The following is an 11,953-nucleotide window of genomic DNA, read 5'->3' as shown; positions in this document are numbered from 1 at the left end:
GAGATCCGGTTGTTCGAGCGGCTCGACCGGCTCGGCGGGAAGCTGGCCGAGCACGAGCGTGAAGGGTTCGTGTTTTCGCTCGGCCCGTCGCTGCTCACCATGCCCGGGCTGTTCAGGAACCTGGGGGTCGGCTGCGCGATGGTTGAGCCGGACGAGTTGTGCCGTTACCGCTTCGCCGACGGGTCGTGGCTGCGCGCGTTCCGCGATCCGGGCCGGATGGAGGAGCAGGTGGAGTTGCTGGCCCCCGGACAGGGGTCCGCGTGGCTGGCCTTCTACTGCTGGGCGCGGGACTGCTTGGCGGCGTCGCGGCGGACGTTCTTCGCCGGGCCGCTGGGCCGTCCTCCCGAGCAGGCCCGGATCGGCGACCTGCTCGCCGTCGCGCCGGGCCGGACGCTGGACGGGCTGGCGCGCCGCTTCTTCGGCGACCCGCGGTTGCGCCAGTACGTCGGCCGGTACGCGACCTACGCGGGGTCGGACCCGTACCGGGCGCCGGCCGCGCTGGGCTGCGTCCCGGCGATCGAGCACGGTGAGGGCGGCTGGTACGTGCCGGGCGGGCTGGCGCGGATCGCCGCGGATCTCGCCGGGCTGCTGGCGGCGGCGGGGGTCGAGGTCCGCACCGGCGCCGAGGTGACCGAGGTGATCGCCGACCGCGTGGCGGTGTCCGGCGTGCGGCTGGCCTCGGGGGAGCGGGTGACGGCGGACGCCGTGGTCGTCAATGCCGACGCGGCGGCGCTGTACGGCCGGTTGCTACCCGATCGGCGCAGGCTGCGCCGGATCGCGGGCCTCGGCCTGTCGTCGTCGGTGCTGCTGCTGCTCGCCGGTGTGGAGGGCAGGACGCCGGGGATGCCGCACCATTCCGTCGTCTTCTCGGCCGACTACCGGCAGGAGTTCGACGACATCTTCCGGCACCGGAAACCGGCGCAGGACCCCACCGTCTACATCGGCTGCTCGGCGGTGGACGACCCGACGCAGGCGCCCGCCGGGGCGGAGAACTGGGTGATGCTCGTCAACGTCCCCGCCCGGGATCCGAGCCGGTGGCCGATGTCCGTCGAGTCCTATCGGGACCTAGTCCTGGAGCTGCTGGCGCGGCGCGAGCACGATCTGTCCGGGCGGCTGCGGTTCGTGGAGACCTTCACACCGGCGGATCTGCGGGACCGGTACGGAGCGTGGGGCGGGGCGATCTACGGCAGCGCCTACCGGGGCCGGTTCGCGCCGTTCCGCAGGCCCGGTAACCGGGGGCCGCGGCGCGGTCTGTACCTGGTGGGCGGGGCGGCGCATCCGGGTGGCGGGCTGCCGCTGGTCGCCCTGGGCGGGCAGATCGTCGCGTCCCTGGTCGAGGAGGATTTCACCGAGGTCCGCGTCCGCGCGGGAAGGGCGTGGAGGTGATGAGGCCGCTGACCGTGGCGCAGGCGGTCGCCGCCGCGGCCGTGGCCACGCGGCTGGCGCGCGGACGGGACCGGCCCGCGCCGCTGCAACCGGGCTCGTCCGGGCCCGCGGCTGAGCCGGTGTCGGTGGTGATCCCGGCACGTGACGAGGAGCCGCGCATCGAGGGTTGTGTCGCGCCGTTGCTCGCCGACCCGGTGGTGCGCGAGGTGATCGTCGTGGACGACGAGTCCCGGGACGGTACCGCCGAGCTGGCCGGGCGGCTGGGCGCCACGGTCGTCGCCGGTGCGCCGCTGCCGGACGGGTGGGTCGGCAAGCAGTGGGCCTTGCATCAGGGTGTGCGTGCGGCGGCCGGGCCGCTCGTGGTCCTGCTGGACGCCGACACGCGCCCCAAGACGGGGTTGTGCGCGGAGCTGGCGGCGCTGCTGGACGCCTATGACCTGGTGAGCGCGGGGCCTCGGTTCGTCTGCGGCGGTCCCGCCGAGCAGGCTCTGCACGCGTCATTGCTGGCGACGCTCGTCTACCGGTTCGGTCCCATCGGGCCGTCGGCCACGTCCCCGGACCGGCTGCTGGTCAACGGCCAGTGCCTGGCGTTCCGCAAGGCGCGGATGGTCGAGGCGGACGGGTTCGCGCGGGTCCGCGGCCACCTGACCGACGATGTGGCGCTCGGGCGCTCCCTGGCCCGGGACGGGTGGCGGGTCGCCTTCCGGGACGCGGGCGCCCTGCTGGAGGTGGACATGCACGAGTCGGTCGCCGACGTGTGGCGCCAGTGGGGCCGGTCGATCTCGCTGCGGGACGTGACCTCGGCGGCCCGGCAGGCCGGCGACCTGGGCGTGGTTTGGCTGACCACCGCGCTGCCGCTCCTGCGGCTGGCGGCAGGATGTCCGGGCCCGCTCGACCTGGCCCTGCTGGCCCAGCGGTTCCTTCTCCTGGCCGCGCTACGGGAAAGCTACGCGCGTCCGGGCGTGGGCCTTGTGGTGTCCCCGTTGCTGGACGTGGCCGCGGCGGTCCGCCTGACGTGGTCGGCGCTGCTGCCCGCGCGGACCTGGCGCGGCCGCCGCTACGGTTGCGCGGCGGTCAGGCCCGGCGGCCGGCCAGGGCGGCCTGTCCGAAGCGCAGCCCGATGAGGCACATCAACGCCCCGGTGCCGGCGACCTGCTCGACCGGTGTGAAGAGCAGTTGTAGCGCCGGCAGGGAGAACACCGCGAGGCGGGTGCCCCGCGCGAACGAGCGCAAGGCCAGTGCGCCCACGACGAGCAGCGCGACGCCGAGCGCGAACGCCGGCGGGCAGATCACGGCGAACCCGCCGGCGAACGCGAGGATCGAGCGTCCGCCCCGCCGCCCGGCGAACAGCGGCCAGGCGTGGCCGATCATCGCCGCGGCCACGGCGGCGTACACCGGCAGGACGCTCGCGCCGGCCGCCGATCCGAGCGTGCCCGTCTCGGCCCCGCTCACCAGCAGCCCGACCAGCCCGGCCAGCGTCCCCTTGAGCATGTCGCCGGCGAAGACGGGTACGGCTGCCTTCCAGCCGAGCTGTTCCATCATGTTCCAGAAACCGGGGTTGCGGTCGCCGACGTCGCGCGGGTCGAAGCCGTGGCCGCGTGCGACGAGCACCGCGACCGGCACCGAGCCGAGCAGGTAGCCGCCGATGACCGCCACGAGCACGGGGATCATCGCCTCGTTTCACCTCATCAGATATGCGGGCCTGGACGCCATGCGGCACATGGCGTTCGACCGTCCGGTGCTGCGCGGCACCGGCGGGCTGCGGTTCTGGCGGCTCCTCGGCACGGGCCGGGGCCGGTCCATGAGCCTGGGCGCCGACCTGCGCCGCTGGGCGCTGTTCGCGGTGTGGGACGGCGAGCCGGCGCTGGAGCGTTTCTTGGAACGCTCGCCGGTGGCGGCGCGCTGGCGCGACGAGGCCGAGGAGTCCTGGCATGTCCGCCTCGTGCCGCTGACGTCCCGCGGCGGCTGGGGCGGGGACGACCCGCTCGCCGGGGCGGCGGTGCGTCCGGCCGCGCCGCCGCACGGGCCGGTGGCCGCGCTGACCAGGGCGTCGATCCGCCCTCGGCGGCTGGTGGCGTTCTACCGCTCGGTCCCCGACGTGGACCGCCTGCTGCATCGCCAGGAGGGCTGCATCGCCTCGATCGGTGCGGGCGAGTGGCCGCTGGCCCGGCAGGCGACGTTCTCGCTGTGGGACGGCGAGCCGGCCATCCGCCGCTTCGCCCATGACGGGGCCGCGCACCGCGACGTCATCGGACGCGTCCGCCGCGAACGCTGGTACAGCGAGGAGCTCTTCGCGCGTTTCATCCCGTTCGGGAGCCAGGGCGCCTGGGACGGCCGCGATCCGCTGCGCCCCGGGCGGGCGTGACCCGTTCACGTGGCCCGCCCTGCCGCGCGATGACCGTTCACCGGGGCGGGCGTCTCCCCTGCGGCCAGGTCGCGCGCCACCACGCACGCACGCGCGATGGCGGCCGCACCCGAGGAGCCGTGCGAGACCACGACCGTCCCGGCCAGCCCCAGCAGCGCGGCACCCCCGTGAGTGTCGGCCGCGTACAGCCGCGCGACCTCCTCTAGCGGCCCGGCGTCGGCGATCCCGGCGCGGGCCGCCAAGCCCAGGACGGTGCGGACGCAGCCCTCGATGTTCTTCAGCACGATGTTCCCGGTGAACCCGTCGGTCACGACCACGTCGACGGTTCCCGCCAGGACGTCGTGTCCTTCGACGTTGCCGCGGAAACGGACCGGCAGGTCCGGGAGCAGCCGGGCGGCGTCCCGGGCGAGCCGGTTGCCCTTGCCCGGCTCGGCACCGATGGACAGCAGGCCGACCGCCGGGTCGCGGACGCCGAGGACGTCGCGCGCGTAGCCGGCGCCGAGCGTCGCGAACTGCGCGAGCATCTCCGCCGTCGGGTCGGCGGTCCCGCCCGCGTCGATCAGCACGGTGGAACCGGACATCGTCGGAAGCGCCACGGCGAGCGCCGGACGCCGCACCCCCTCGCGCCGCCCGAAGGTGCGGACGGCGCAGGCCACCACCGCCCCGGTGGATCCGGCCGAGACGAACGGCAGTCCCTCGCGCCTGGCCAGCTCGCAGCCCACCATCAGGCTCGACGTCCGGCGGGACGCGGTGCGAGCGCCCCGTTCGGTCATGCGGACGACGTCGTCCGCGTGCCGCACGTCCACCTCACCGGTGGCGCCGTGCCGCCGCAACCACCGGTGGATCTCGCCGGCCCGCCCCACCAGGACCACCGGCACCCCGTGCTCGCGGCACGCCGCCAGCGCTCCCGGCACCGTCTCGGCGGGCCCGTGGTCGCCGCCCATCGCGTCCAGCACGACCGGGGTCCGTCGGCCGGCCATCTCAGCGCGTCCCGGCGGGGACGCTCCGCTCGGCCCGGCTTGCGGCGGACGCCCCCAGCAGGTGCCGCGCGTAGATCGCGGCGCGCCGCCGGCGGGGCACGCGGGCCCGCGCGGTCAGCACGTCGTGGCCGGCTGCGGCGATCTGGCCCAGGATGGCGCCGTACAGCTCGTACGCGGCGCGGATGCAGGGACGGGAGGACGGTGTCAGCAGCTTCACGCCGTGCAGGGCGCGGCGGTAGTGGCCGCGGGCCCGGAGACTCTCGAAGGCGACGAGCCGGCGCACGGCCCCGGTACAGGCGCCGCGGGCGAGGTCGGCCTCGGTCACGCCGAACCGGGCCAGGTCCTCCTGGGGCAGGTAGATACGGCCCCGCTCCAGGTCCTCGGCGACGTCCCGGATGAAGTTGGTGAGCTGAAACGCGCGTCCGAGCTCCCGGGCGGGCTCCCGCGCGGCCTGCTCGGCGCCCGGCACGGTCTCCAGGACGGGAAGCATCATGAGCCCGACGGCGGCGGCCGACCCTTCCATGTAGGCGAGCAGGTCTTCGTAGGTGGCGTAGCGGGTCACGGTCAGGTCGCTGCGCATCGAGGCCAGGAACGCGTCGATGTCCGCACGCTCGACGCCGAAGGACCGCACGGTGTGCACGAACGCGGGCAGCACCGGGTCGCCCGTCGGCTCGCCCGCCGTGGCGGCGTCCAGCCGGCGGGTCACGGCGTCGAGCGCCGCGGCCCGTCTTGCCGCGCCGGCGGGACCGCACTCGTCGACGATGTCGTCGACGTGGCGGGCGAACCCGTACAGCGCGTGCACATGCCGGCGCTTCCACGCCGGAAGCAGCAGCGTGGCCAGGTAGAACGAGCGTCCGTGCCGGGCGTTGAGGCGGCGGCAGCGCTCGTAGCTCGCGGTCAGCGTCATCGGCTGTCCTCCAGGATCCGCGCGGCGGCGAGCCGCCCGGAGATCAGGACGGGTGGGACGCCCACTCCGGGCGCGGTGTGCATCCCCGCGAAGTGCAGGCCGGGGACGCGGCGGCTGCGGCCCGACGGCCGGAACCACCCCGTCTGGCGGAAGCGGTGGTCCAGCGCGAAGGGCGTGCCCGCCGAATGGCCGAGGCGGGCCCACGCCGGCGGGTCGAACGTCGTGCGCGGCGCCGCCCGCAGGTCCCCGTAGCCGAGGTCGGCCAGGCGGGCGAGCAGGCGTTCCTCCAGCCGCGGGCCGAGCCGGTCCCAGTCGGCTCCGCTGGCCAGGTTGGGAACCGGCTCCAGGGCGCTCAGGGTCGAGTGACCCGCGGGCGCGCCGGTGCCGCCGGGTTCCGGGCAGGTGACCAGCAGGCTCGGGTCGGGCTGCGGCCGTCCGGCCGCCAAGGCGTCGAACGTCCCGGCCCACTGGTTCCCGAAATGGAGGGTGTGATGCGCACGCCCGGCGGGCCGCCCGCCGATCCCGAAATGCATGACCAGGCAGGACGGCGAGTACCGCGGTCTGCGGAGCCGCCAGTCGCCGGCCGCCTCGGGCAGGAGCCCGGCGTGCGCCCGCGGCAGGTCGCAGGCGACGACGACATGGCTCGCGGGCAGCCGCTCGCCGCCGTCCAGCCGGACCTCCGTCACGCCGGACCAGCCCGCCTCGACCCGTCGCGCGCGAACGCCGTACCGGATCGAGGCACCGGCCTTCTCGGCCGCGGTCGCCATCGCGCGCGGAATGGCGTGCATGCCGCCGCTGGACGGGTAGTACACGCCGCCGACGGTGTCCATGTGCGCGATGACGGCATAGATGGCGAGTGCCTTGTGCGGAGGCAGCCCCGCGTACAGGGCCTGGAAGGTGTGCGCCTTGATGAGCCGCTCGTCGGTCAGCTGGGCGGCCACGTAGCGGTCCAGCCGCCGGAACCCGCCCGCCGCCGCCAGTCTGAGCAGCGCGTAGGGGCGAGCCATGCAGCGCAGCCGGGTCATGTCCGCGTCGATGAACGACGACCATTCCGCCTCGAACATCTTCCCGAGCCGCCGCCGGAACCGCAGGTACCGCGCCGCCTCCGCCGGGCCGCACAGGTCCCGGACGTTGCCGGCCATCCGCTGCGCGCCCGCCACGACGTCCAGGCTGGACCCGTCATGGAAGGCCAGCCGGTAGAACGGGTCCAGACGCCGCAGCGGCAGCACGGCATCCAGGTCCTCGCCCGCGGCGCCGAACGTTTCGGCGAGGACCTCCGGCATCGTCAGCACCGAAGGGCCGGTGTCGAACCGGTAGGGGCCGGCCTGCGCCGACCCGCAGCACCCGCCCGGCTCGTCCCGTGCCTCGACCACCACCACCTCGCGGCCCCGCGCCGCCAGGTGGATCGCCGCGGACAGGCCGCCCAGCCCGGCCCCGACCACGACGACCGGATGCCGCGCCGCCATCAGCGCCGCCCGCCCTGACCGTCGCCCCATGCCGCACGATGTCGGGAATGCACTGTTCCTCCGTCGTCGTCCGTATGGGTTCTGCACAGTCCCTCGGACCTGGCGGCCAGCCGAGAACGACATCGCCGCGTACCTGCCTGCTCGCCCCTAGGGGCGGGCCGATTTCGTGCGTTTGCCAGCGTTTGCGCTGCGCCGGGTCCGCGAGCCGGCGCTCAGCGCGCGCACCACTTCGTTGCGGAGCGATTCCACCGGCGGACGCGCGAGACCACCGGGAGCAGGCGTGAGGGTCCCCACCCGCAGACTCGGCAACGGGCTGAAAACCGGAACCAGCACGATGATCCGCTGTCTGAGCCCGGCCACGGCGGCGTAGTGTCGCATGATGCCGCCGCAAGTGAGGACGTCCGGGCCGAGCCGGTCATGCACCGCACCCGGAGACCGGCGTCCAGCAATTCCGGCACCAGTCGGCCGCCGGCGCCGGTCACCAAGCACAGCCGGTGACCCGCGGCCCTCGCACCCACCACCTGACGAGTTCACGTTACGGCTATCACATCGCCGCCGAGCGTGCCGCCTGACCGGCGCTCCTTTCATCCGGCTCGCCGCGCTCTCCGGAAGTCCCGATGATTTGGTCGCTCTTCTCCTCCATCCGCAAAGCGACACCCATGGCAAAGAACGTCGGCGCCCACTCGCCGACGAAGATGCCCCACCTGTCGGCGCGTTCCAGGCCCGCGTCCTCGAGCCGGTTGGACGCGGCCCAGGAGGCGAACGCCAACGCGATAGAGCCGATGCCCGCCGTGTACATGAGGCTGGACCGTACGCCCCACCTGTGCAGTGTGTTAATCATCATTCCCCCTCCGGTCGGCTGTCCCGTACCCGGCGTCGATGCGCGCATGCCGACTTGGGTGGGTTTGACCCTCGCGCATTGATTCCATTGACCAGGCAGCGACGGCGGTCAGGTAAAGGCGGGGCATGGTGACCGAACCGTCGAACCGCCCACAGGGCATCTCCGGCGAGATGACCCCAAAGCTGCCGCACCCGGTTTTCGCCGGTGTGCCGCTGGACTGGAGGTGGGATTTCCAGCCGGTTTCTTGCATCTGATCTAGCGGCCTTTCGCGCGCGGCACCGGCGCCGTCCCCGCACGAGGGATGAGGGGAGGTACCGGCACGGTCGGCTGGCCCGCTGTCGGGGGGAAAGTGTCACTGGACACCGCGGTCCGGCAGATCACCGATGAGGGAGTGGAGACGACCCCCAGTGAGACGATCCACGATGCCTCCGCCCTTCCGGCTGCGTTGCCCAGTGCGGCTGCGCGCCGGGCGATACGTCCGCGGCGTCCACGCGACATCGGGTCTGTCCACGGCGTGCTGCTGGCACGTGTCGGCCGAATGCCGACCAATGACAGCGGACGGAGCCCTGCGTGGTCGGCGATGTCACCGTCGTGAGCCGGTCGTCGAAGTGGCGCAGGCTGGGCCGCTGGAAGTGTGGCGGTCACGCTGGCGGTTCGACTCGGCACGCGGCCTGGAACCATGGGTCCCGGCCATCACCCGCAACCGCGCAATCGACCAACTGCGCGCCGAGGCACGCCACTATCGGGGAGCTGTGCCGTTGGACGTCGCCGCCAGAGTGCCGACGCCACTCCCGCCGTGGACGCGGTTTTCGACGTCCGCAGGGCGCTGGCCAACCTGCCGGCCCCGCAGCGGCAGGCCATCATGCTGGCCCACTACGCTCAGCTGACGCAACGGGAGTCGCCGACCGGCTGGCCGTCCCGCTCGGCACCGTCAAAGCACGCACGGCCCGCGCACTGCACCGGATGAGGCACCTGCTGTGATCATGGCGTATCCGCGTCTTCGGCTCGCGGTCTCCAACTGCCTGCTCGGTGCCCACGTCCACCACAACGGTTGCCACGGCCGCCACCGATTCCTCACCGACCTGCTCGCACCCTCGTCGACTGGGTAGTCCTTCTTCTGGAGATCGATGTCGGGCTGGGCGCGGAACAGCCTGAGGCCGGCGACCCCGCGAGTCCGACATCGCGCTCTCGATCGCGTTTTGCACGTATGTCACCAGCGGATAGTCCCAGCGGGTGGCTGGGCCGGGCGGCCGTGGCTGGGCCCGAAGATCGGGAGACCGCCGTGGTCGCCGCCCCAGTGATCCATGAGTTCGGCGGTCCGCCGGCGGTCCGCCGGCGGTCCGCCGGCGGTCCGCCGGCGGCCCGCTCGGCGCCCGTATGTCAGGTAGAAACGGATCAAGCCTCCTCGTCTCCAGGACCGGCCACCATGGTCCCCGCGGCCGTCGTCGACGGCGGCGAGCATCACGGCCCGGCCCCGCCGCCCAACCGCCAGACGGTCACTGGCGCCGGCCGCGTCGTTGTCATTGCGACAGTCGCTTCATCCTGGGGTTATGCCGTGATTGGTCGTATGTGGAGGGCGCCGTGCACGCCGCGCACCGCTGATAGGTACGAGCGCCTGCTGTTGGGCGAGGTCCTACCAGAGCTCGACCAGGCGGAGGGCTGCTCAAGTGCGTACGTTCTCCGGCGCGAGGTGGCAGGTGAAGTCGAAACGCACTGGTACTCGCCGACAGCGGCCTCCGAGTGCGGTCACTGCCACAACTCACTCCCGGCACCGTCAGTGACCACGTGAACCGCTTCCTGACCGCGCTGGCGACCGACTGCCGATCCCTGTACCGCGAGGCCCGCGAGCGCGGTGAGCAGACCCTCGCAGAAACCTCGTCCTGGGCGTGGAAGAACATCTGCGCACCTGTCCTCGACACCGCTGACCCTTCGCCAGACCGGTCACGACCAGCGGAGTGGTGTAAGAGCCGCCTCCGCGTGATCCTGTTTCTGCAGGTTAAGCGGTCAGTTCCCGCTTGTCGATCTCGGGGTGGGGTGTGGTGTCTTCGATCACCCGCAAGCGTGCTCTGGCGAGGAATTCCAGGCCCATGTATCGGTGGGCCTCGGTTCATTCGTCGGTCTGTTCCATCAGCACCGCGCCGACGAGGCGGATGATCGCGGCCCGGTTGGGGAAGATCCCGACCACGTCGGTGCGCCGGCGGATCTCCTTGTTGAGGCGCTCCTGGGGGTTGTTGGACCAGATCTGCCGCCACAGCTGCCGTGGGAAAGCGGTGAAGGCGTCACGGGCGGCGTCCAGGTGCTCGGCGGCGTCAGGGTGCTTGACCTCCAGCGAGGCGACCACGCGGGCGTGCTGGGCGGCGACTTCTTCGGCGGCGTGCTGGTCAAAATGGTCCGCACCAGCGTGGCCACCCACGGCTGCGCCGACTTGGGCACCCGGGTGAGCAGGTTGCGCAGGTGGTGGTCCGGCACCGCTGCCGGATACCCGCAGGTCATCGGCATCCTCTGGGCCGTCAACGACACCGCGGCTACCACGATCGCCAAACTGGTTTACACCGAACTCACCAGGGGCCACCCAGATCTCCGCCGCGCGCCTGCCGCCCTCCGCAACGCCCTAACCCGCATGCGTCAGGAACATCCGCAGCAAGCTTCTCTTTGGACGAGCCATATTCACATCGGCATCTGAACCAAAACCGAACACACTCCGCTACCACCGCCGCGCAAGCGGACAACCCCACGATCAGGAGCGTCCCCGATCTGGGCTTTGGCTGACGCAGCAGCCGAAGCGGAGGCAGAATTGAGGCCGTGCCCAACATCACCGCGGAACTACCACGCGCCCTGATCGAAGCGAGCAAAGCAGAACTCCATGCCACCGGAGCCATTCCTCGACCTCAAGTGCACATGCTTGCCGAAGACATGGAGCACTCGTACATCGGATTCGTGATCTGCCGAATGTTCTACCGCGGTCAAGACGCCGCCACCGCGATAGGTGACCTGGGCATCCTGCCGTCAGTGATGAAGATGACCCGGCTGATGATCTTGTGGGAGAACCTCGATCTCTCGACCGCACTGGATCAGGTGACAGGTCCATCCCCAAGGGCGCTGATGCTGGTCGATGCGCAACTCAGCCGGCACACCCTGCACAAGCACCTTTTCGATCCGGTGCCGACCGGACAGGTCGTGGACGGAGTCGCCACTGTCAGCCTGCGATGGGAAACTCCGCAGCGATCCGAGAACGCGCCGCTCCCCGACCCGATCACCCGCCTCCTCCGGACATGGCGCGAACTGCGCGAGGACGACATCCAACAAACAGCGATAGCGCTCCAGCGATCGGGTTACGAACTCAATTGGGCCACCCCGACCACGTAGCCGCCGAACAACCGCCCACCGCTTGGGCTACGTAAGAGCACCCAGCAACAGCGCCACCTCATAGACGTCGTTTCGTTTGGTGTGATCGATAGTGTTTCGCCGTGACGATGGTGGAGCGTGTGGTTCCGGACGAGCTGTGGGAGTTGTTCCAGCGGGTGATGCCACCTGCGCCGACGCGTCCGCAGGGTGATGGGCGGCGCCGGGCCGGCGGTCGCGAGGTGCTGGCGGCGATCGTGTTCGTGGCCACCACGGGCTGCAGTTGGCGGCAGGCCCCGCCGGTGTTCGGTGCGTCGTGGCGGACCATCTACCGGCGGTTCGCCGAGTGGAGCGCCGCCCGGGTGTGGGCCAAGTTGCACCGGGTCGTGCTGGACGAGCTCGGCGCGAACGGCGCACTAAACTGGTCGCGGTGCGCGATCGACTCGGTCAGCGTCCGCGCCGCCAAAGGGGGAGCTGACAGGTTCGAATCCTGTCGACCGCGGCAAACGTGGGACGAAGATCCACTTGATCACCGACCGGACTGGACTGCCGCTGTCTGTCGGGATCTCGGCAGCCCACCCCCACGACAGTCAGGGCCTGGAGCCACTGGTACGCGGCATTCCACCGATCCGCTCGCGAGCGCGGGTGGGCCGCGTCTCGGCCAGG

At 72.1% G+C, this 11,953-nt stretch carries 12 protein-coding genes and 3 pseudogenes; 9 read left to right on the top strand and 6 right to left on the bottom strand.

Annotated features, from left to right (window positions below):
- A partial coding sequence (gene crtI / locus E1264_RS12960) for a phytoene desaturase family protein (protein ID WP_132172993.1) occupies positions 1 to 1,386 on the top strand: 1,386 nt, incomplete at its 5' end.
- Positions 1,386 to 2,510 carry a glycosyltransferase family 2 protein gene (locus E1264_RS12955; protein ID WP_132172991.1) on the top strand — a complete coding sequence of 375 codons (1,125 nt, stop codon included), beginning with the start codon at positions 1,386 to 1,388 and terminating at the stop codon, positions 2,508 to 2,510. The genes crtI (E1264_RS12960) and E1264_RS12955, both read left to right, overlap by 1 nt.
- Here E1264_RS12955 and E1264_RS12950 read toward each other — a convergent pair.
- Entirely contained in the window at positions 2,461 to 3,057 is a 597-nt protein-coding gene (locus tag E1264_RS12950; RefSeq protein WP_132172989.1) for a glycerol-3-phosphate acyltransferase, read from the bottom strand. The genes E1264_RS12955 and E1264_RS12950 overlap by 50 nt on opposite strands.
- Between E1264_RS12950 and E1264_RS12945 the strand changes: the two genes are divergently transcribed.
- Complete coding sequence (locus E1264_RS12945) at positions 3,032 to 3,751, top strand: spheroidene monooxygenase (protein ID WP_243710902.1); 720 nt, start codon at positions 3,032 to 3,034, stop codon at positions 3,749 to 3,751. The two genes, E1264_RS12950 and E1264_RS12945, sit on opposite strands and share 26 nt — an antisense overlap.
- A 5-nt stretch (positions 3,752 to 3,756) precedes the next feature.
- Here E1264_RS12945 and E1264_RS12940 read toward each other — a convergent pair whose 3' ends face one another.
- The 4 genes from E1264_RS12940 to E1264_RS12925 all read right to left on the bottom strand — a co-directional run bounded on the left by E1264_RS12940 (position 3,757) and on the right by E1264_RS12925 (position 7,903).
- Entirely contained in the window at positions 3,757 to 4,731 is a 975-nt protein-coding gene (locus E1264_RS12940) for a phosphate acyltransferase PlsX (RefSeq protein ID WP_132172987.1), read from the bottom strand.
- Position 4,732: 1 nt separating this feature from the next.
- Positions 4,733 to 5,638 (bottom strand): phytoene/squalene synthase family protein, encoded by a 906-nt coding sequence (locus E1264_RS12935; protein WP_132172985.1) that lies wholly within the window; start codon positions 5,636 to 5,638, stop codon positions 4,733 to 4,735.
- Positions 5,635 to 7,134: a phytoene desaturase family protein gene (crtI, locus tag E1264_RS12930; RefSeq protein ID WP_243710901.1), complete on the bottom strand. Its 1,500-nt coding sequence runs from the start codon at positions 7,132 to 7,134 to the stop codon at positions 5,635 to 5,637. The genes E1264_RS12935 and crtI (E1264_RS12930) overlap by 4 nt, the downstream gene beginning before the upstream one ends.
- 514 nt (positions 7,135 to 7,648) lie before the next feature.
- Complete coding sequence (locus E1264_RS12925) at positions 7,649 to 7,903, bottom strand: hypothetical protein (protein ID WP_243710900.1); 255 nt, start codon at positions 7,901 to 7,903, stop codon at positions 7,649 to 7,651.
- A gap of 167 nt (positions 7,904 to 8,070) precedes the next feature.
- On the opposite strand from E1264_RS12925, the gene E1264_RS45945 reads away from it, so the two are divergent.
- The 3 genes and pseudogenes from E1264_RS45945 to E1264_RS45290 all read left to right on the top strand — a co-directional run bounded on the left by E1264_RS45945 (position 8,071) and on the right by E1264_RS45290 (position 8,912).
- Positions 8,071 to 8,199: a hypothetical protein gene (locus E1264_RS45945; protein ID WP_279490536.1), complete on the top strand. Its 129-nt coding sequence runs from the start codon at positions 8,071 to 8,073 to the stop codon at positions 8,197 to 8,199.
- A gap of 129 nt (positions 8,200 to 8,328) precedes the next feature.
- Positions 8,329 to 8,622, top strand: a pseudogene (locus E1264_RS46215) (hypothetical protein); the annotation flags it as partial.
- A gap of 119 nt (positions 8,623 to 8,741) precedes the next feature.
- Positions 8,742 to 8,912 carry a hypothetical protein gene (locus E1264_RS45290; RefSeq protein WP_243710899.1) on the top strand — a complete coding sequence of 57 codons (171 nt, stop codon included), beginning with the start codon at positions 8,742 to 8,744 and terminating at the stop codon, positions 8,910 to 8,912.
- A gap of 1,029 nt (positions 8,913 to 9,941) precedes the next feature.
- Here the strand turns inward: E1264_RS45290 and E1264_RS12910 are convergent.
- A pseudogene (locus tag E1264_RS12910) lies at positions 9,942 to 10,405 on the bottom strand (transposase); the annotation flags it as partial.
- Between E1264_RS12910 and E1264_RS12905 the strand changes: the two are divergent.
- The 3 genes and pseudogenes from E1264_RS12905 to E1264_RS45285 form a co-directional block, all read left to right on the top strand.
- On the top strand, positions 10,347 to 10,628 hold the full coding sequence (locus E1264_RS12905) for a CHAT domain-containing protein (RefSeq protein WP_132172981.1): 282 nt from the start codon (positions 10,347 to 10,349) through the stop codon (positions 10,626 to 10,628). The pseudogene E1264_RS12910 and the gene E1264_RS12905 overlap by 59 nt on opposite strands.
- A 119-nt stretch (positions 10,629 to 10,747) precedes the next feature.
- On the top strand, positions 10,748 to 11,311 hold the full coding sequence (locus tag E1264_RS12900) for a hypothetical protein (RefSeq protein WP_132172979.1): 564 nt from the start codon (positions 10,748 to 10,750) through the stop codon (positions 11,309 to 11,311).
- A gap of 101 nt (positions 11,312 to 11,412) precedes the next feature.
- Positions 11,413 to 11,933 (top strand): annotated as a pseudogene (locus tag E1264_RS45285) (IS5 family transposase); the annotation flags it as partial.
- Positions 11,934 to 11,953: the final 20 nt, after the last annotated feature.

Source organism: Actinomadura sp. KC216, from assembly GCF_004348535.1.
GTDB lineage: Bacteria > Actinomycetota > Actinomycetes > Streptosporangiales > Streptosporangiaceae > Spirillospora.
Note: the sequence above shows the minus strand (reverse complement) of the source record. Positions and strands in the feature narration are given on the sequence as shown.

What these genes read in the sequence shown, in the direction of transcription:
- E1264_RS12945 (WP_243710902.1), top strand. Translation starts at nt 3,032, where the DNA reads ATGACCGCCACGAGCACGGGGATCATCGCCTCGTTTCACCTCATCAGA.
- E1264_RS12935 (WP_132172985.1), bottom strand. Translation starts at nt 5,638, where the DNA reads ATGACGCTGACCGCGAGCTACGAGCGCTGCCGCCGCCTCAACGCCCGG.
- E1264_RS12950 (WP_132172989.1), bottom strand. Translation starts at nt 3,057, where the DNA reads ATGATCCCCGTGCTCGTGGCGGTCATCGGCGGCTACCTGCTCGGCTCG.
- E1264_RS12940 (WP_132172987.1), bottom strand. Translation starts at nt 4,731, where the DNA reads ATGGCCGGCCGACGGACCCCGGTCGTGCTGGACGCGATGGGCGGCGAC.
- E1264_RS12925 (WP_243710900.1), bottom strand. Translation starts at nt 7,903, where the DNA reads ATGTACACGGCGGGCATCGGCTCTATCGCGTTGGCGTTCGCCTCCTGG.
- E1264_RS45945 (WP_279490536.1), top strand. Translation starts at nt 8,071, where the DNA reads ATGGTGACCGAACCGTCGAACCGCCCACAGGGCATCTCCGGCGAGATG.
- crtI (WP_243710901.1), bottom strand. Translation starts at nt 7,134, where the DNA reads ATGGGGCGACGGTCAGGGCGGGCGGCGCTGATGGCGGCGCGGCATCCG.
- E1264_RS12955 (WP_132172991.1), top strand. Translation starts at nt 1,386, where the DNA reads ATGAGGCCGCTGACCGTGGCGCAGGCGGTCGCCGCCGCGGCCGTGGCC.